The sequence below is a fragment of the Mesorhizobium sp. B2-1-8 genome (assembly GCF_006442545.2).
Lineage (GTDB): Bacteria > Pseudomonadota > Alphaproteobacteria > Rhizobiales > Rhizobiaceae > Mesorhizobium.
The window spans coordinates 5,362,860-5,379,940 of sequence record NZ_CP083952.1 but is presented as its reverse complement, the minus strand read 5'-3'; the positions used below and the strand labels follow the sequence as shown (position 1 = coordinate 5,379,940).

Genomic DNA, 17,081 nt, shown 5'->3' with positions numbered 1-17,081 from the left:
TTACTAATATAAACCGATGGCGACAACGGACATGCAGATGCTTCAGAAATTCACCGGCCTCATAGTCGTTCTTGTCTTTTTCGCGGTCAGTTCCGCGACTGGAGCCCTCGCGCAAGGTGAAAAGCGCTTGGCCTTCGTCATCGGCAATGGCGCGTATCAGTCCGGCGAACTCGCGACCGCCGCCAATGATGCGGGCCTGATCGCGCAGACCTTGCAGGCGGCTGGGTTCGATGTGGTCGGGGCGCGCGATGTCGACCAGGAATCGCTGCGCGGCGCATTGCGCGATTTCCTCGGCAAGGTCTCCGCCGCCGGCCCAGACGCGATTGTCTTCGTCTATCTTGCCGGCCACGGCGTGCAGTTCGAAGGGGAGAATTACTACTTGCCGATCGATGCCCAGATCGCCAGTCCGGCCGACGTGCCGCTTCAGGCGATGCGGCTCTCCGATGTCACCAAGTCGCTGGCCGGATTGCCGACCAAGGTCAACGTCGTCGTGCTTGACGCGGCGCGGCCAAATGCCTTCCCGAAGTGGAAAGAGCCGCTGGCCGGCGGCCTTGCGTTGGTCGATCCCGATCCGAACATGCTGATTGCCTTCAACGCCGCTCCCGGAACGGTCGCGCCCGAGAGCAAAGGCCCCTACGGCGCCTATGCCCAGGCACTGGCCGAGATGATACGCGAAGGCGGATTGTCGCTTGACGACGTGTTCGATCGCACACGACTGCGTGTCAACGCGGTGACGCAAGGTGCGGAAGTGCCGTGGAACGCCTCGAAAATCATCACGCCGTTCGTCTTCTTCGACCGTGCTGCGGATGCGCCCGCGCCCAAGGTTTCGGAGGCCGAATCCCGGTCCAATCGGACCAGGGCGATCCGCGATTTCAACGCTCATGACGCCTATGTCGCGGCTCTCGACCGCGACACGATGCGCGGCTACGAGGATTTCCTCGTCACTTATCCACACGATCCGATGGCCAAGCGCGTGCGCGCCATGATCGCCGCGCGGCGCGAGGCGATCACGTGGCGCGAGACCTGGCTGCAGGACATGCCGGAAGCTTACTGGTCTTATCTGCGGCGCTATCCGCATGGTCCGCATGCCTGGGACGCGCGCCGGCGGCTCGAACATTTCGACGCTGCCCTGGAGCCCCCGGCGGAGTTCACCGTCTATGAGTATGATTTGCCGCCGCCGCCGGAGGAGGAAATCGTCTACGTCGACAGGCCGGTGCTCTATTTCGACGATCCCGATTTCAACTTCGAGCCGCCACCGCCGATCGCGGTGATCTTCCTGCCGCCGCCGCCGCCGGATTTCGTCGTGCTGGCGGCGCCGCCGCCGCCGGTCGACGTCTTCGTCCTGCCGACGCCGGTGTTCGTGCCGATACCTGCGTTCATCAACCCGCCGCGTCACATCGTGCCGCCGCCGAACGACATCATCTTCAACAACATCCACAACACGACCGTCATCAACAACATCAACAATACGACGATCAACGAGACCGCCAATCAGGCCGGGCAGCCAAGCGGCGGTCTCACCACCGGGCAGAAGATGGCCGTTGGTGCGGGCGCGGCCGCGCTCGCGGCCAAGGTGGCGCTGCCGCCTCTGCTGCAGAAAAAGGCCGTGCTGTCGAAGCAGAGTCAGGGCGGCCAGCCTCTGAAGCCCGGCCAGGCTGCCACGCGAGGCCAGCAGCCGGATGCGACGCCACAGTCGAAGACGGGCAAGCGCTCTACCGACCACGCCTTGCCGGGGGCCAATGGCAAGACGCTGCCGCTCGTCAACGGCAAGCCGGTGCTCAACGGCCAGAACGCGCCAAACCGGAAAGTGCCGGGCAAGCAAGGCACGGTGAGCGGCAACCAACAGCCTACCGGAAATGCCGGTGCCGCCGTTACCGGCAATGGCCAGCAGAACGGAGCTGTCAACGGTCAGGGCAAGAATGGCAAGTTCCGCAAGCCGCCGACCGTCAATGGCGCGCAGGGCGAGAACGGGCAGAACGCCCAGCAGAGGCTCAGGAAGAACAACCCGAATGCGTTGTCCGGCCAGAACGGAGGCAGGCCGAAGAAGCTGACCCGCAAGGATCTTTCGGCAGGCCAGACGGCTGTCGGATCCAGCGATCAAGGCTCGGCCAACGGAAGCGAAAGGGGCAAGAAGCTCCGCAAGCTGCCGACCGTCAATGGCGCGCCGGCCGACAACCGGCCGAGCGCGCAGGAGCGGCTCAGGAAGAACAATCCGAACGCGTTCTCCGGCCAGAATCAGGGTTCGGCCAATGGGAACAGGAGGTTCCGCCGGTTACCGAACGGTCAAGATGGTTCCGCCGGTGCGAGCACCAACGTCCAGCGCAACTTCAAGCAGCAAAGGCCGAACGTGCAGGTGCTGAGGCCGCAAAGACCGGAGTTCCAGGCGCAGCCGAAGCCTCAGGTGCAAGAGAGACGCCTGCAGCAACAGCCGAGGCCTCAGCCTCAGGAGCAGCAACGACGCCTGCCGCAGCAACCCAGGGAGCAGCCGCCACAGGGAAACAAAAAGCCGACCTGCGGGCATCCTGGGGAGCCGCCCTGCAAGCAATAGCCCGGCAGGCTTGCTCGGCCGAGGGCGGCAACGCCCCGTTCATGGGCCGGATTTTACGGCCCGTGAACTTGCGAGGTAGAGGCATCAGGTTGATGAAGTCGTCCGTGAACAATGAAGTGGGTCAGGCTGCGCTGGATCTGGGGCGGCTTTGGAGTGCTGTGATGAGAAGCCACAAAAGCAGCCTGAACCATTTGATCAGGAGCGAGAAGTTGTAGCCGGCGGCGGCGAGGATGGCGTTGATGGCGTCGCCCTGTTCGCCGGCGAGGTAGTTGCGGCCCATGCGGTGCTCGGCCTTGATGTGGCCGATGACGGGTTCGACTGCCGATCGCCTGCGCATCTGACGCTTGATGGCAGGTGTGACGCGGCGCTTCTGGCCGGCGGTGAAGACCCTGAGCTTGTGGCTTTCAGGTGCGTTGTGGCCGCGATATCCGGCGTCGGCGAGGATGCGGCCGATTTCGTTGCCGATGGTCTTTTCCATGTCGGGGATAACGGTCGCGAGCGTATGGCCGTCATAGGGATTGCCGGGCAGTGCCTTAGCGTGCAGGGCGAACTGGCCGCCCTTCGAGCGTTCGAGCGTCGTGGCGATCGAGACCTTGACGCCGAACTCGTAAGGGGCATGCGCCTTGCCCTTGCCGATGCACTCGACCTCATGGGCGTGCAGGCTGTAGATTTTGCGGCCGCGCTGGCGCTGACGTTGCTCCAGAACCGCCGAGGCCTGGTAGAGCGGCCACTTGAAGCTCGCCTCGAGGTCCGTTTGGCCGGTGATCCGGCGGGAGATGTCGCGAATGGTGCGGCCGAGATAGGTCTTGAGCTTGCGCAGCGCCTTGTTGGCCCGCTTGAACTGCTTGGCGTGCGCGTAGCGCTGGTGCTTGATCAGCGCCAGCTTGCCGACCCGCACGTAGGTCTGGCGCAAATCGAGCCCCGCCTTCTTGGCCAGCCGCACCAGCCGCTCGCGCGCCCGATTGACGAGCTTGGCGTCGGTGGGGAACATCACGTTCTTCGGCTGCACGGTCGTGTCGACGATCACCCGGCGCGTATCGGCCGGCTTCATCGCTCCGCTCTTGACCGCCACCGCCAGGCTTTCTTGCAGGAGCGCCGTGATCGGCTCCTCGCCCATGCGCTGGCGCCAGCGCGTCATCGATGAGCGCTCGAAGGAGAGCTCGTGGCGGAAGAACTCTTCACCGCACAGATACTGGAAGTAGGGGTTCTCCACCCAGCGGGCGCACAGCTCCTCGTCCGACAAGTCGAAAGTGTGCTTCAGGATCGCAAGGCCCGCCATCAGTCGCGTCGGCAAGGGCGGCATGCCAGGACCGTCCGAATAGACCGCGCCGAAACGCTCCTCCAGCACCGGCCAGTCGATCGCCTGCGCCAGCCGCACCAACTCGTGCTTCATGTTGATGATCTGATCGAGCCTGGAGCGGAACAGGTCCTGCTCTCCCGTCTCGCGCTTCTCGCGTGGCCTGGACATTCGCCGTCCCCTCGATTCGCCCGCCAAAACGAGTGAATCACGCATCGGCGCACAAGGGAATCGTCAAATCGAATTGCAAGAAAACGGCAACCAGACACCGCAAATGTTGCAACGCTATTCCCGCATTCCTCGCCGATTAGGAAACCAGATCAAAGCCTTGCGGATAGTTCACCGACGACGATGAAGCGTCAGGCGGTCGAAGAAGACCGCTACGGTCCCGGCGAGAGCAATTCCGGGAAACCGGCGACTTCGCCCTGGCCTCCATTCGCAATTTAAGCAAGTTCCAGCCTTTACGAGTCGGGCAATATTCGCTTCGCGGTGCCGCCTCGCTGGTTGACCGACAGCCAGATATTCGGATTCTGCTGCGATTGACGTTTCAGGAAATAATAGCCGGTCGCGTTCCAGGGCCTGATTTCGTCGACCATATTGTCGAGGATGAGATCGCCCTTGTCCGTCTTCACCGTCAGGATGGTGTGGCCCTCATTGTTCAGATCGCGCACCACCGTCATCAGCAGCGCCTGCCGGGGAAATCCAGCCTCCTGAAGGAGCTTGCGCTTGTAGAGCGCGTAGATCTTGCAGTCGCCCTTGCCGTCCACCGGATAGTCCCAGTGGTCCATCATCGTGCCCCAGTGCTCGTAATTGCTCACGGGTTTGATGGAACTGTTCGCCTTCTGATTTATCCGTTTGAGGATGCGGAGGGTCCGCGCCGTCAGCTTGACGTTCACGGCCGGCAGAGCAGGCACCTTGCATTCTTTTGGTCGGCGATGACAGAAATCGATCCAACCGTAGGGGACGCTGGTGCTTCCACCCACGGAGGCCGAGCGCAACCCGCCCATGGCATATTGGGTCGATCGCGACCTGAACAATGTCGACTGCGCCGACGCCGGGCTGGCTAGCAGCGATGTCGCGCCAATCAACGAAACAAGGCCAAGCTGGAGAGCCAGGACGGGGGAGTACCGCATTGCCAAAACCACCACCGCAACGAGGAGCTGGTGCTGCGTTCGTGCGCAAAAGGCAGCCCAGGCAGTCAAAGACCTAATAATTTGTTAATGGGATTGTGTTCACTTCAAGGTCCGGCCGCCGAAATGCCCGCACCTGTCAGAACGACGATGGGCATGGTCGAGGGCGCCTGCGTCCGGAAACATCACTCAGCGGGTGATGATACCGGACCGAGCCTCAAACCCGCGTGCCGCCGACCGTCATCTGGTTCATCCTCAGATGCGGCTGGCCGACGCCGACGGGTACGCCCTGGCCGGCCTTGCCGCACATGCCGATGCCATTGTCGAGCTTCATGTCGTTGCCGACCATCGTGACGCGGTGCATGGCGTCAGGCCCGTTGCCGATCAGCATGGCGCCCTTGATCGGCTGCGTCACCTTGCCGTTCTCGATCATGTAGGCCTCGGTGCAGCCGAACACGAATTTGCCCGACGTGATGTCGACCTGGCCGCCGCCGAAGGAGACGGCGTAGATGCCGTTCTTGACGGAAGCGATGATCTCGTCCGGCCCCATGTCGCCCGAGGTCATGTAGGTGTTGGTCATGCGCGGCATCGGCTGGTGCGCATAGCCTTCGCGCCGGCCGTTGCCGGTGGCTTTCATGCCCATCAGCCGGGCATTCTGCCGGTCCTGCATGTAGCCGACCAGCTTGCCGTCCTCGATCAGCACGTTGCGGGCCGAAGGCGTGCCTTCGTCGTCGACGGTCAGCGACCCTCGCCGTTCGGGGATGGTGCCGTCGTCGACGACCGTAACGCCCTTGGCGGCCACCTGCTGCCCCATCAGGCCGGCGAAGGCCGATGTCTTCTTGCGGTTGAAATCGCCTTCCAGTCCGTGCCCGACGGCTTCGTGCAGCATGACGCCCGGCCAGCCGCTGGACAGCACGATGTCGAAAGTACCGGCCGGGGCCGGGATCGCCTCCAAATTGACCAGCGCCTGCCTGAGTGCCTCCCTGGCGGCGTGCTTCCAGCTATCCTCGATAAGGAAGTCGCCGAACGCCTTGCGTCCGCCCATGCCATAGGAGCCGCTCTCCTGGCGGTCGCCGTCGCCGACGACGACCGAGACGTTGACGCGGACCAGCGGCCTGATATCGCGCACCACCTGGCCGTCGGCGCGAACGATCTCGACATGCTGCCAGGACGCGGCGATCGAGGCCGTCACCTGGCGCACGCGCTGATCCTCGGCGCGCAGCCAGGCGTCGATTTCCTGCAGCAGCTTCGCCTTGGCCTCGAAGGAAGGCGAGGGGATCGGGTTCTCGTCGCCGTAGAGGTGGCGGTTGGTTCGGGCGGGGGCTGCGGCAAGCGTACCGGAATAGCCACCCTTGACTGTCGACACGGCTTCGGCCGCGCGCAGCAGCGATGCCTCGGACAGGTCGCTGGAATGGGCGTAGCCGCTGGCTTCGCCCGCGACCGCACGCAGGCCAAAGCCTTGGTCGGTGTTGAAATTGGCGGTCTTGAGCCGGCCGTTGTCGAACATCAGCGCTTCGCTCTCGCTGTATTCGAGGAAAAGCTCGCCGTCTTCGGCGCCCTTGATGGTGTCGGCGACGATCTGCTTGATGCGGTCGTCTGAAATGTCGAATTGGCCGATCAGGCTGTTCATGGCGCGTCCGTCCGTGGGATGATTGCTTTACCCCGATGTAGGCGTGAAGCCGCGCCCGCACAATCGGCAATGAAGATCGGCGCCGACGAATGACACCGTCCGCTGGATGCAAGGCATGCGTCTGGGGTCGGCAAAAGCCGCGTCCAGGTCTGGTTCAGCGCGAAGCCGCGATCAGGGCAGGGCGGCGAAACCCTCGGCGAAACCCTTGAGGTCGACCGGGATGCCGATGCCTTCCTCAGGCGTCTGGAAGACGATGAACGTTGCCGACGTGCCGGTCTTCAGCGTGTCGAGCAGCGGCTTTTCGAGAATGACCTCGGCATAACAGCCGTCCTGGAAGCAGCGCACGAAATAGGCGCGGCCGATGTCCTTGCCGTCGACGTTGAGGCCGAGGCCGTTCGGCAACAGCACGCCGAGCGGCGCCAGCACGCGCAGGATCTCGGCCTTGTTGTCGGCGGTGCGCAGCACGACGACCGAAAGCCCCATCTCCGGACGGTCCTCGGCGACGACGTTCTGCATCATCACGCATTGTTCCGAGGTGGCTCCGGCCGGCGTGTCGCAGATGATCGACCAGGCGCCATGCGTCGACTTGACCGTGCCGCTCGGCTGGGCGGCATCGGCTTGACCAGCGACGAACAGACCGGCCGCGGACAGGACGGCGAGAAACACGGCGTTCGCCAGGGTTCTCGAGAGGCCCGGTCGCGTATGCCTCAGTCTCGAAAGCCAAGAGTTCATGACGGCTCCATTGCGAATCACGGCACTTTAAGCCGCGCCAATGCCAAGTAAAGGACGAGACCGCGGCCGGACTGTCCCGAAACAGGCAATGCAGCGCTTTTCCCTGCCAAATTCGCCTGAATTACGACGCTTTGCCCGCGTCGCCGGCATGGGACGGACAGCCCGCCGAACATACGCGATTCGCCACCATGGCCATTGCCCCGCAAGAGCCACGTCAGCTCGCGCGCAAAAATGCCGCACGGTTTCGACCGCTCCTTTCTTGCGGAGGGAAAAAGAGTATGGTTTGAACCACCTTGAGACTGTCGGGATTCCCGTCCCGGCATTGTTCGTTATTCTCGTTGGCAAGGCCGCGAGGAACTGGGAGACGAAGAGGGCGATGAGAAATTTCCTAGCTGGCGCCAGGTTTCTAGCAAGTGCCAAGTTTCTGAGTGCTTGTGCCGCCGCCACGATTTTTGCCGGCACATCCGCCCATGCCGATCAGCCCGTGGAGTGGGAGACCACCTTCCAGGCGCCGGCGACCGACATGATGCGGCAGATTGAGTGGTTCGGAAACTACACGATGTGGTTCATCGTTCCGATCACCATCCTGGTGCTCCTTCTCCTCGCCTACTGCATCGTGAGGTTTCGTGCGAGCGCGAACCCGGTTCCCTCCAAGACCAGCCACAACACGCTGATCGAGGTGATCTGGACCGTCGGTCCGGTCGTCGTCCTGCTCTGCCTTGCCATTCCCTCGTTCCAACTCCTGACCGCGCAATACACCCCGCCGGAAGAGGCCAAGCTGACGGTCAAGGCGACCGGCAACCAGTGGAACTGGGACTACGAGTACCAGACCGACAACACGCTCGCCTTCAACTCCGCGATCCTCCAGGACGGTGACCGCGCCGCCGCCGGCAAGGAAGACCGCAAGGTCTATCCGCGCCTGCTCGCTGTCGACAATGAGCTGGTGGTGCCGGTCAACACCATGACCCGCGTGCTCGTCACCGCGACCGACGTGATCCACTCCTTCGCCATGCCGTCTTTCGGCATCAAGATCGACGCCATTCCGGGCCGTACCAACGAGACCTGGTTCAAGGCGGAGAAGGAAGGCCTTTATTATGGTCAGTGCTCGCAGCTCTGCGGCAAGGACCACGCCTTCATGCCGATCGCCATCCGTGTCGTCTCGGATGCGCAGTTCAAGACCTGGCTGGCGGCAGCCAAGACCAATCTGCCGGGCGCCAACAAGACGCTCATGGCCGAGGTCGATGGCCAGAACAAGGTAGCGGCCGCCGGCAATTGATGCCGCAGGTTAGCAAGATTTAGGGAACGGAGCGGAACATGGCAGACGCTGCAGCTCACGACGGGCACGACCACAAGCCGTATCATGGCTGGGTGCGGTGGGTTTATTCGACCAACCACAAGGACATCGGTACGCTCTACCTGATCTTCGCGATCATGGCCGGTATCATCGGCGGCGCGCTGTCGGTCGCCATCCGCATGGAGCTGCAGGAGCCTGGCATCCAGATCTTCAGCGGCCTGGCGCAGATGGTCTACGGCATGAACGGTGACGCCGCGGTCGATGGCGGCAAGAGCATGTACAATGCCTTCGCCACGGCGCACGCCCTGATCATGATCTTCTTCATGGTCATGCCGGCGCTGATCGGCGGTTTTGCCAACTGGATGGTGCCGATCATGATCGGCGCTCCGGACATGGCGTTCCCGCGCATGAACAACATCTCGTTCTGGCTGCTGCCGCCGGCCTTCATCCTGCTGCTCACCTCGATGTTCATGCCAAGTGCACCAGGTGCTTACGGTGTTGGTGGTGGCTGGACGCTCTACCCACCACTGTCGACTTCGGGCCAGCCCGGACCGGCGATGGATCTGGCGATCCTGTCGATCCACATCGCCGGTGCGTCCTCGATCCTGGGCGCCATCAACTTCATCACCACCATCTTCAACATGCGCGCCCCGGGCATGACGCTGCACAAGATGCCGCTGTTTGCCTGGTCGGTGCTGGTCACCGCGTTCCTGCTCTTGCTGTCCCTGCCGGTTCTGGCCGGCGGCATCACCATGCTGCTCACCGACCGTAATTTCGGCACCACCTTCTTCGCTCCCGATGGCGGCGGCGATCCGCTGCTGTTCCAGCACCTGTTCTGGTTCTTCGGCCATCCGGAAGTGTACATCCTGATCCTGCCGGGGTTCGGCATCATCAGCCACGTCATCTCGACCTTCTCGCGCAAGCCGGTGTTCGGTTATCTCGGCATGGCCTACGCCATGGTCGCGATCGGCGCCGTCGGTTTCATCGTCTGGGCGCACCATATGTACACGACCGGCCTGTCGCTCGACACGCAGCGCTATTTCGTCTTCGCCACCATGGTCATCGCGGTGCCGACGGGCGTAAAGATCTTCTCCTGGATCGCTACGATGTGGGGCGGGTCGATCTCGTTCAAGACGCCGATGCTGTGGGCGCTGGGCTTCATCTTCCTGTTCACCATCGGCGGCGTCACAGGCGTCCAACTGGCCAATGCCGGCCTCGACCGTTCGCTGCATGACACCTATTTCGTCATCGCGCACTTCCACTACGTGCTGTCGCTGGGCGCGGTGTTCGCCATCTTCGCCGGCTGGTATTATTGGTTCCCGAAGATGACCGGCTACATGTATTCGCCTGTCATCGCCAACACCCACTTCTGGGTCACCTTCGTCGGCGTCAACCTGATCTTCTTCCCGCAGCACTTCCTCGGCCTCGCCGGCATGCCGCGCCGCACCATCGACTATCCCGACGCGTTTGCGGGCTGGAACTATGTGTCGTCCATCGGCTCTTATATCTCGGCCGTCGGCGTCCTGATCTTCCTCTACTGCGTGTTCGAAGCCTTCCAGAAGAAGCGGGTGGCCGGCGCCAACCCATGGGGCGAGGGCGCAACGACTCTCGAATGGCAGCTGCCTTCGCCGCCGCCCTTCCACCAGTGGGAGCAGCTGCCGAAGATCAAGTAAGGCGGCTCCCACTCGAATGCGAAACCGCCGGTCCGCCGGCGGTTTTGGCCAACGGAATAATGGACTTGAGTACGCATGGCCCTAGTCGACAAAACCAGCATTGACGAAGCGGGCTTCCGCATGTCGGAAGCGACGGCGGGCGATTTCTTCGCCCTCCTGAAGCCGCGCGTCATGTCGCTGGTGGTGTTCACCGCCTTTGTCGGGCTGGTCGCGGCACCGGTGACCATCAATCCGCTGCTGGCGGTGATAGCCATCCTGGCTATTGCGATCGGGGCTGGCGCCTCGGGTGCCCTCAACATGTGGTACGACGCCGACATCGACGCGGTGATGACCAGGACAGCCAGCCGCCCGGTTCCGTCCGGTCGTATACTGCCGCACGAGGCGCTTAGCTTCGGCCTGGTGCTTTCGGTCCTGTCGGTGATGACCCTCGGCGTGCTGGTCAACTGGCTGGCCGCTACGCTGCTGGCCTTCACCATCTTCTTCTATGCCGTCGTGTACACGATGTGGCTGAAACGCTCGACGCCGCAGAACATCGTCATCGGCGGTGCCGCGGGCGCCATCCCGCCGGTTATCGGCTGGGCCGCGGCGACCGGGTCGGTCAGCCTCGAAAGCATCATCCTGTTCCTGATCATCTTCCTGTGGACGCCGCCGCATTTCTGGGCGCTAGCGCTGTTCAAGTCCGAGGACTATGGCCGCGCCGGCATCCCGATGATGCCGAACGTCGCCGGCCATGCATCGACCCGCCGTCAGATTTTTGCCTACGCACTGGTGCTGGCCCCGGTCGGCGTGCTGCCCTGGCTGCTCGGCTACACGACGCCATTCTATGGCGTGGCCGCTCTGCTGCTGGGCGTTGGTTTCGTCTGGTATGCCTGGAAAGTGCTTGGCATGGCCGATGACGACCGCGCCATGAAGCCGGCCAAGGCCCTGTTCGCCTATTCGCTGCTCTATCTCTTCGCCATCTTCGCTGCCTATCTGGCCGACTGTGTCGTCGAACGCGCGCTTGCCATGGGTGGGGCATGACCATGGTCGAGAAAGAACTCGAGACGGTCACCTTGACCGATCGCCAGAAGAAGGCCCAGCGCAGCCGTTCCATTGCGATGGGCGTAGCGCTGGCTCTGCTGGTCGTGATTTTCTACATCGCGACGATCGTGAAGTTCGGCCACAATTTGTCGGGCAAGATGTGATGAGCGTCGAGACGCCCAGAAAGACGGCCGGCAAAACCGGCAATCTCGTCGTCGCGGCTGTTTGCCTCGCCTTCTTCACCGGCATGATCGGCATGGCCTACGCAGCCGTGCCGCTCTACAAGATGTTCTGCCAGGCGACCGGTTATGGCGGCACGACGCAACGTGTCGAGAAGCAGTATGCCGGCCACGTGCTTGACCGCGAGATCACCGTCCGCTTCGACGCCAACATTGCCGGCGTGCCTTGGGAGTTCCAGCCGGTCCAGCGCTCGATGACCATGAAGATTGGCCAGACCGTGCAGGCGCATTACCAGGCGACCAACAAGTTCGATCGCGTCGTCACCGGCCGCGCCACCTTCAATGTGCAGCCGGAACTGGCGGGTCCGTACTTCAACAAGGTCGAATGCTTCTGCTTTACCGATACGACGCTGAAGCCCGGGGAGACGCTGGATATGCCGGTCCTGTTCTATGTGGACCCCGATATCGTGAATGTGCCGGAACTGAAGGACATCAAGACGATCACGCTGTCCTATACGATGTTCCCGGTCGAGAAGAACAAGCCGGTCGCCTCCTCGGAGCCGGCCAAGGGCAATAGCAAGACAGTTTCAGATACCGAAGGAAATCTCGGGGGTTGATATGGCAGACGCGCACGCAAAACCACACCATGACTACCATCTCGTCGACCCGAGCCCGTGGCCTTTCCTGGGATCGGTCGGGGCGCTTGTCACCGCTTTTGGCGGTGTCTGCCTCATGGAATATTTGAAGGGCGGTTCCTTCCCGATCTTCGGCTTCAACATCGCCAATCCCTGGCTGTTCTTCATCGGCATCGTGATCGTGTTGTACACCATGTTCGCCTGGTGGTCGGACACGATCAAGGAAGCGCATGAGGGTCATCACACACGCGTCGTGTCGCTGCACCTGCGCTATGGCATGATCATGTTCATCGCCTCGGAGGTGATGTTCTTCGTCGCCTGGTTTTGGGCCTATTTCGATGCCAGCCTTTTTGCCGGTGAGGTGCAGAACTACGCACGCCACACGTTCACCGGTGGTGTCTGGCCGCCGAAGGGCATGGAGGTTCTCGATCCCTTCCACCTGCCGCTCTACAACACCGTCATCCTGCTGCTGTCGGGCACCACGGTCACCTGGGCGCATCACTCGCTCATCCATGGCGACCGCAAGGGCCTGATCAACGGCTTGGTGCTGACCGTCGGCCTCGGCATGCTGTTCACCATGGTGCAGGCCTACGAGTACATACACGCGCCGTTCGGCTTCAAGGATTCCATCTATGGCGCCACCTTCTTCATGGCGACCGGCTTCCATGGCTTCCATGTCATCATCGGCACCATCTTCCTGCTGGTCTGCCTGATCCGCGCGATGAAAGGCGACTTCACTCCCAAGCAGCATTTCGGCTTCGAGGCGGCCGCCTGGTACTGGCATTTCGTCGACGTGGTCTGGCTGTTCCTGTTCGCCTCGATCTACGTCTGGGGGTCGGCCGGCGCGGTGATCGAAGGTCACTGATCCCACCTTTGGGATTTCGATTTTAGAGAAGGCGGCCGCGGCGACGTGGCCGCCTTCTTCTTTTCGGCGCAATGATTGTCGATCGATGACGATGCGGCTGACTTCGGCAGTTTGCGCATTTGTCGTCTTGGCATTCCGGCTCTTGCCGCTGAGAAGATGATCTGGTGCGTGTCCGCAAGGCCGAACGGCTTCGGCTGGTGGGGTTGGCTGCTTCAATTGGTCGACTGGACCGATGGCCGCATTGCGGTTACGGACTCCGACAAGGACGAAATCTGGGCAATGGTGGCCGATGGGACACCGATCGACATCGAGCAATGACCATGAATGAAGACAACCATGAGTGAAGATAGGGCGATCTGGCCTCCGATCGATCCGATTTCGGCCGGCCTGCACGGCCGTTGTCCGCGTTGCGGCGAGGGGCGGCTGTTTTCCGGCTTTCTCACAGTCGGCAAGCGTTGCGTCAATTGCGGCCTCGACTATTCCTACGCCGATGCCGGTGACGGGCCGGCGGTCTTCGTCATCCTGATCATCGGCTTCATCATCGTCGGCCTGGCGCTCTGGGTCGAGGTGACGCTGAGCCCGCCGCTCTGGCTGCATCTGATGATATGGATTCCGCTGGCCCTGGTGCTGTGCCTGACGGCGCTCCGGTTGATCAAGGGCGTGCTGCTCACCCTGCAATACCGCAACAAAGCGGCCGAGGGCCGGCTGGACCGCGGCGAATGATCGAGGCTTCCGTCAGGGCCGGCGGCCGTTCGCGGCCGAGATCGGCGCTGTTGCTCGCCCTTGGCCTTGTGCTGTTCTTGGTCCTGCTGGCGCTCGGCACCTGGCAGGTCCAGCGCCTGCATTGGAAGGAAGGCCTGCTGCAGACCATCGACCAGCGCACGCATTCGGCGCCGCTGCCGCTGGCCGAGGTCGAGAAGGAATTCGACTCGACCGGTGACGTCGACTACACGCCGGTCACGGTTACCGGCACTTTCCTGCATTCCGGCGAACGGCATTTCTACGCGACCTGGGAAGGGGATGCCGGCTTCAATGTCTACACGCCGCTGGCCCTCGACGATGGCCGGTTCGTCCTGGTCAACCGTGGCTTTGTGCCCTACGACCTCAAGGACGCCGCCAAGCGCGCCAAGGGACAGGTAACGGGCAAGGTCACGGTCACCGGGCTTGCCCGCAACCCGCTGCCGGCAAAACCCTCGATGATGCTTCCCGACAATGATGTGGGGAAGAACATCTTCTACTGGAAGGATCGCGACGTCATGGCCGCGAGCGCCGGCCTACCGGCCGGGTTCACGCTGGTGCCGATCTTCATCGATGCCGACAAGACGCCAAATCCTGGCGGCCTGCCGGTCGGTGGCGTCACCATCATCGACCTGCCGAACAGCCATCTGCAATACGCTGTCACCTGGTATGGGCTTGCCGCGGCGCTTGCCGCCGTACTCATCCTACGGCTTCGCCGGCCGGCGAAAGAGGACTGAACGCGAGCGATACCCTTGACAGGGCAGGGGTGGGCACCTCATTTCGGCGCTGACGAACCGGCAGGATTTAATGCTTCACACAATCGCCAAGCCTCCTCTGACGATCCGGCTCTGCCAGCCGCGCGGTTTTTGCGCGGGCGTCGACCGTGCCATCCAGATTGTAGTGCTGGCACTGAAGAAATATGGCGCGCCGGTCTATGTCCGCCACGAGATCGTGCACAACCGCTATGTCGTCGAGGGGCTGCAAAGCCTCGGCGCCGTCTTCATCGAGGAACTTTCCGAAATCCCGGCCGAACATCGGCAGTCGCCGGTCGTCTTCTCGGCACATGGCGTGCCCAAGTCGGTGCCGGCGGACGCGCAGGCCCGCAACCTTTTCTATCTCGACGCAACCTGTCCGCTGGTCTCCAAGGTCCACAAACAGGCGATGCGTCACCAGCGGCTTGGCCGCCACGTTCTGCTGATCGGCCACGCAGGGCACCCCGAGGTGATCGGCACCATGGGACAGTTGCCGGAAGGCGCGGTAACGCTGATCGAGACCGAAGCCGATGCCGCCCGGCTTGCGCCAGCCGATCCCAAGGCACTCGGTTTCGTCACCCAGACCACGCTCTCGGTCGAGGATACCGCCGGCATTATCCGCGCGCTGCAGGAGCGCTTTCCGGACCTGCAGGCGCCGGCGGCGGAATCGATCTGCTACGCCACCACAAACCGTCAGGAAGCGGTCAAGGACACAGCCCCGGGTGCCGACCTCTATCTGATCGTCGGCGCCCCCAATTCCTCGAATTCGCGCCGCCTCGTCGAAGTTGCGGAACGCGCCGGCGCCGCCATGTCGCTTCTCGTGCAGCGAGCCGCCGAAATTCCGTGGAATGACATCGGCGGCATTTCGACCCTCGGCCTGTCGGCGGGGGCATCGGCGCCGGAGATCATCGTCGACGAGATCATCGACGCGTTCCGCCAGCGTTTCGATGTGACCATCGACCTGGCCATCACGGCCACCGAAACAGAGGATTTTCCGGTCATGCGGGTATTGCGCGATGTCGAACTGACACCGGCCGACATGGCCTTCGTCAACGGGGCCGCGTGAACGGCCATGGCGGTCTATACAGACGTCGCGGAGGGCGAACTCGGCGCTTTCCTGAAGCACTATCCGGTCGGCAATCTCCTGTCCTACAAGGGCATCGCCGAAGGCACCGAGAATTCGAATTTCCTGCTGCACACCTCCAGCGGCTCCTACATCCTGACGCTCTATGAAAAGCGGGTCGAGAAGGCGGATCTGCCGTTTTTTCTCGGATTGATGGGTCATCTCGCAAACAACGGGGTATCCTGCCCGCTGCCGGTGACCGCGCATGACGGCAGCGTCATCGGCACGCTGGCCGGCCGGCCAGCGGTCGTCATCACCTTCCTTGAAGGGCTTTCGCTGCGGCGACCGGCCGCAACGCATTGCGCCGAGGTTGGCAAGGCGCTGGCGGCGCTGCACCTGGCCGGCGCCGATTTTTCGATGAGGCGCCCGAACGCGCTCGCACTCGACGGCTGGCGCAAGCTTTGGGATGCGTCTCGCGGCCGCGCCGACGAGGTCGAGCCGGGCCTTGCGGCCGAGGTCGACGCCGACTTCGCCGATTTCGAGCAGAACTGGCCCAAGGGCCTCCCCGAGGGCATCATCCATGCCGACCTTTTCCCGGACAATGTCTTTTTCCTCGGCGAGAAGCTTTCGGGTCTGATCGATTTCTATTTCGCCTGTGATGATCTCTACGCCTACGATGTCGCGACCTGTCTCAACGCCTGGTGCTTCGAGAAGGATTTTTCCTTCAACCTTACCAAGGGCAAGGCATTGCTTGCCGGTTACCAGAGCGTGCGCCCCCTGAGCACCGAGGAGAAGGCGGCGCTGCCGATGCTGGCGCGCGGCTCGGCGCTGCGCTTCATGCTGACCCGGCTCTACGACTGGCTGACCGTGCCCGATGGCGGCCTGGTGATGAAACGCGACCCGACCGAATACATCAGAAGGATGCGGTTCCATCGGGCGATCAGGTCTCCTTCGGAATATGGATTGGCCGAAAATGGGGCATCATGAGCAAGCACGTTGAAATCTTTACCGATGGCGCCTGTTCAGGCAATCCCGGCCCCGGCGGCTGGGGCGCCATCCTGCGCTTCAACGGCACCATCAAGGAGCTTTCCGGCGGTGAGGCCGAAACCACCAACAACCGCATGGAATTGCTGGCGGCCATTTCGGCGCTGAACGCGTTGAAGGAGCCTTGCACGGTCGAGCTTCATACCGACAGCAAATACGTCATGGACGGCATTTCCAAATGGATCCACGGCTGGAAGAAGAATGGCTGGAAGACCGCCGACAAGAAGCCGGTCAAGAACGGTGAGCTCTGGCAGGCGCTGGACGAGGCCAACCGGCGCCACAAGGTCACCTGGAACTGGGTGAAGGGCCATGCAGGCCATACCGAGAACGAGCGTGCCGACGAACTGGCAAGGGAAGGCATGGCGCCGTTCAAGAAAGGGCCTTTCAGGCCGGCGGCGGCAGCGCCAAAACCTGATGCCCAGGCAAAACAACCGCTGGCCTCGAAGGCTCGTCGTTCGACCCAGAGCTATTGAGCTCCCGT

General features: G+C 62.6%; 17 protein-coding genes. 13 read left to right on the top strand and 4 right to left on the bottom strand.

Annotated features, from left to right (window positions below):
* Positions 1 to 31 precede the first annotated feature (31 nt).
* The gene (locus FJ970_RS26515) at positions 32 to 2,548 is read left to right on the top strand and encodes a caspase family protein (protein WP_140760057.1); all 2,517 of its coding nucleotides are present in this window, start codon (positions 32 to 34) and stop codon (positions 2,546 to 2,548) included.
* A 121-nt stretch (positions 2,549 to 2,669) separates the two neighbouring features.
* Here the strand turns inward: FJ970_RS26515 and FJ970_RS26510 are convergent, their stop codons facing one another.
* The 4 genes from FJ970_RS26510 to FJ970_RS26495 all read right to left on the bottom strand — a co-directional run bounded on the left by FJ970_RS26510 (position 2,670) and on the right by FJ970_RS26495 (position 7,337).
* Positions 2,670 to 4,016: an IS5 family transposase gene (locus FJ970_RS26510; RefSeq protein ID WP_227791889.1), complete on the bottom strand. Its 1,347-nt coding sequence runs from the start codon at positions 4,014 to 4,016 to the stop codon at positions 2,670 to 2,672.
* A 290-nt stretch (positions 4,017 to 4,306) separates the two neighbouring features.
* Positions 4,307 to 4,852 (bottom strand): transglutaminase-like cysteine peptidase, encoded by a 546-nt coding sequence (locus FJ970_RS26505; RefSeq protein ID WP_415752052.1) that lies wholly within the window; start codon positions 4,850 to 4,852, stop codon positions 4,307 to 4,309.
* Positions 4,853 to 5,192: 340 nt separating this feature from the next.
* A complete protein-coding gene (tldD, locus tag FJ970_RS26500) occupies positions 5,193 to 6,605 on the bottom strand; it encodes a metalloprotease TldD (RefSeq protein ID WP_140761114.1) in 1,413 nt (470 codons plus the stop codon).
* A 171-nt stretch (positions 6,606 to 6,776) separates the two neighbouring features.
* Entirely contained in the window at positions 6,777 to 7,337 is a 561-nt protein-coding gene (locus FJ970_RS26495) for an invasion associated locus B family protein (protein WP_140761112.1), read from the bottom strand.
* 259 nt (positions 7,338 to 7,596) lie between these two features.
* On the opposite strand from FJ970_RS26495, the gene coxB reads away from it, so the two are divergent.
* From coxB to rnhA, 12 genes are all read left to right on the top strand, one after another.
* Positions 7,597 to 8,613: a cytochrome c oxidase subunit II gene (gene coxB, locus FJ970_RS26490; protein ID WP_181178702.1), complete on the top strand. Its 1,017-nt coding sequence runs from the start codon at positions 7,597 to 7,599 to the stop codon at positions 8,611 to 8,613.
* 38 nt (positions 8,614 to 8,651) lie between these two features.
* Positions 8,652 to 10,304 carry a cytochrome c oxidase subunit I gene (gene ctaD, locus FJ970_RS26485; protein ID WP_140761108.1) on the top strand — a complete coding sequence of 551 codons (1,653 nt, stop codon included), beginning with the start codon at positions 8,652 to 8,654 and terminating at the stop codon, positions 10,302 to 10,304.
* Between the two features lie 75 nt (positions 10,305 to 10,379).
* Complete coding sequence (locus tag FJ970_RS26480; protein ID WP_140761106.1) at positions 10,380 to 11,324, top strand: heme o synthase; 945 nt, start codon at positions 10,380 to 10,382, stop codon at positions 11,322 to 11,324.
* A complete protein-coding gene (locus tag FJ970_RS26475) occupies positions 11,321 to 11,488 on the top strand; it encodes a hypothetical protein (protein ID WP_181178701.1) in 168 nt (55 codons plus the stop codon). The genes FJ970_RS26480 and FJ970_RS26475 overlap by 4 nt, the downstream gene beginning before the upstream one ends.
* Positions 11,488 to 12,120, top strand: a complete 633-nt coding sequence (locus tag FJ970_RS26470; protein WP_140761104.1) for a cytochrome c oxidase assembly protein — start codon at positions 11,488 to 11,490, stop codon at positions 12,118 to 12,120. The genes FJ970_RS26475 and FJ970_RS26470 overlap by 1 nt, the downstream gene beginning before the upstream one ends.
* A gap of 1 nt (position 12,121) precedes the next feature.
* Positions 12,122 to 13,003 carry a cytochrome c oxidase subunit 3 gene (locus FJ970_RS26465; protein ID WP_140761102.1) on the top strand — a complete coding sequence of 294 codons (882 nt, stop codon included), beginning with the start codon at positions 12,122 to 12,124 and terminating at the stop codon, positions 13,001 to 13,003.
* A gap of 75 nt (positions 13,004 to 13,078) precedes the next feature.
* Positions 13,079 to 13,321 (top strand): hypothetical protein, encoded by a 243-nt coding sequence (locus tag FJ970_RS26460; RefSeq protein ID WP_140761100.1) that lies wholly within the window; start codon positions 13,079 to 13,081, stop codon positions 13,319 to 13,321.
* Positions 13,322 to 13,339: 18 nt separating this feature from the next.
* The gene (locus FJ970_RS26455; protein WP_140761098.1) at positions 13,340 to 13,726 is read left to right on the top strand and encodes a DUF983 domain-containing protein; all 387 of its coding nucleotides are present in this window, start codon (positions 13,340 to 13,342) and stop codon (positions 13,724 to 13,726) included.
* Entirely contained in the window at positions 13,723 to 14,478 is a 756-nt protein-coding gene (locus tag FJ970_RS26450; protein ID WP_181178700.1) for an SURF1 family protein, read from the top strand. Before FJ970_RS26455 ends, FJ970_RS26450 begins: the two co-directional genes overlap by 4 nt.
* Positions 14,479 to 14,548: 70 nt before the next feature.
* Positions 14,549 to 15,559, top strand: coding sequence for a 4-hydroxy-3-methylbut-2-enyl diphosphate reductase (gene ispH / locus FJ970_RS26445; RefSeq protein ID WP_140761096.1), 1,011 nt, complete (start codon positions 14,549 to 14,551; stop codon positions 15,557 to 15,559).
* 6 nt (positions 15,560 to 15,565) lie between these two features.
* Positions 15,566 to 16,543 (top strand): homoserine kinase, encoded by a 978-nt coding sequence (locus FJ970_RS26440; RefSeq protein WP_140761094.1) that lies wholly within the window; start codon positions 15,566 to 15,568, stop codon positions 16,541 to 16,543.
* Positions 16,540 to 17,073 carry a ribonuclease HI gene (gene rnhA / locus FJ970_RS26435; RefSeq protein WP_140761092.1) on the top strand — a complete coding sequence of 178 codons (534 nt, stop codon included), beginning with the start codon at positions 16,540 to 16,542 and terminating at the stop codon, positions 17,071 to 17,073. Before FJ970_RS26440 ends, rnhA begins: the two co-directional genes overlap by 4 nt.
* Positions 17,074 to 17,081 lie beyond the last annotated feature (8 nt).

Excerpts from the sequence above, each read along its gene's own strand:
- tldD (WP_140761114.1), bottom strand. The coding sequence starts at position 6,605 with ATGAACAGCCTGATCGGCCAATTCGACATTTCAGACGACCGCATCAAG.
- FJ970_RS26470 (WP_140761104.1), top strand. The coding sequence starts at position 11,488 with ATGAGCGTCGAGACGCCCAGAAAGACGGCCGGCAAAACCGGCAATCTC.
- ctaD (WP_140761108.1), top strand. The coding sequence starts at position 8,652 with ATGGCAGACGCTGCAGCTCACGACGGGCACGACCACAAGCCGTATCAT.
- FJ970_RS26455 (WP_140761098.1), top strand. The coding sequence starts at position 13,340 with ATGAGTGAAGATAGGGCGATCTGGCCTCCGATCGATCCGATTTCGGCC.
- FJ970_RS26450 (WP_181178700.1), top strand. The coding sequence starts at position 13,723 with ATGATCGAGGCTTCCGTCAGGGCCGGCGGCCGTTCGCGGCCGAGATCG.
- FJ970_RS26465 (WP_140761102.1), top strand. The coding sequence starts at position 12,122 with ATGGCAGACGCGCACGCAAAACCACACCATGACTACCATCTCGTCGAC.
- FJ970_RS26510 (WP_227791889.1), bottom strand. The coding sequence starts at position 4,016 with ATGTCCAGGCCACGCGAGAAGCGCGAGACGGGAGAGCAGGACCTGTTC.
- rnhA (WP_140761092.1), top strand. The coding sequence starts at position 16,540 with ATGAGCAAGCACGTTGAAATCTTTACCGATGGCGCCTGTTCAGGCAAT.
- FJ970_RS26505 (WP_415752052.1), bottom strand. The coding sequence starts at position 4,852 with ATGGGCGGGTTGCGCTCGGCCTCCGTGGGTGGAAGCACCAGCGTCCCC.
- FJ970_RS26475 (WP_181178701.1), top strand. The coding sequence starts at position 11,321 with ATGACCATGGTCGAGAAAGAACTCGAGACGGTCACCTTGACCGATCGC.
- FJ970_RS26480 (WP_140761106.1), top strand. The coding sequence starts at position 10,380 with ATGGCCCTAGTCGACAAAACCAGCATTGACGAAGCGGGCTTCCGCATG.
- FJ970_RS26515 (WP_140760057.1), top strand. The coding sequence starts at position 32 with ATGCAGATGCTTCAGAAATTCACCGGCCTCATAGTCGTTCTTGTCTTT.
- ispH (WP_140761096.1), top strand. The coding sequence starts at position 14,549 with ATGCTTCACACAATCGCCAAGCCTCCTCTGACGATCCGGCTCTGCCAG.
- FJ970_RS26495 (WP_140761112.1), bottom strand. The coding sequence starts at position 7,337 with ATGAACTCTTGGCTTTCGAGACTGAGGCATACGCGACCGGGCCTCTCG.
- FJ970_RS26440 (WP_140761094.1), top strand. The coding sequence starts at position 15,566 with ATGGCGGTCTATACAGACGTCGCGGAGGGCGAACTCGGCGCTTTCCTG.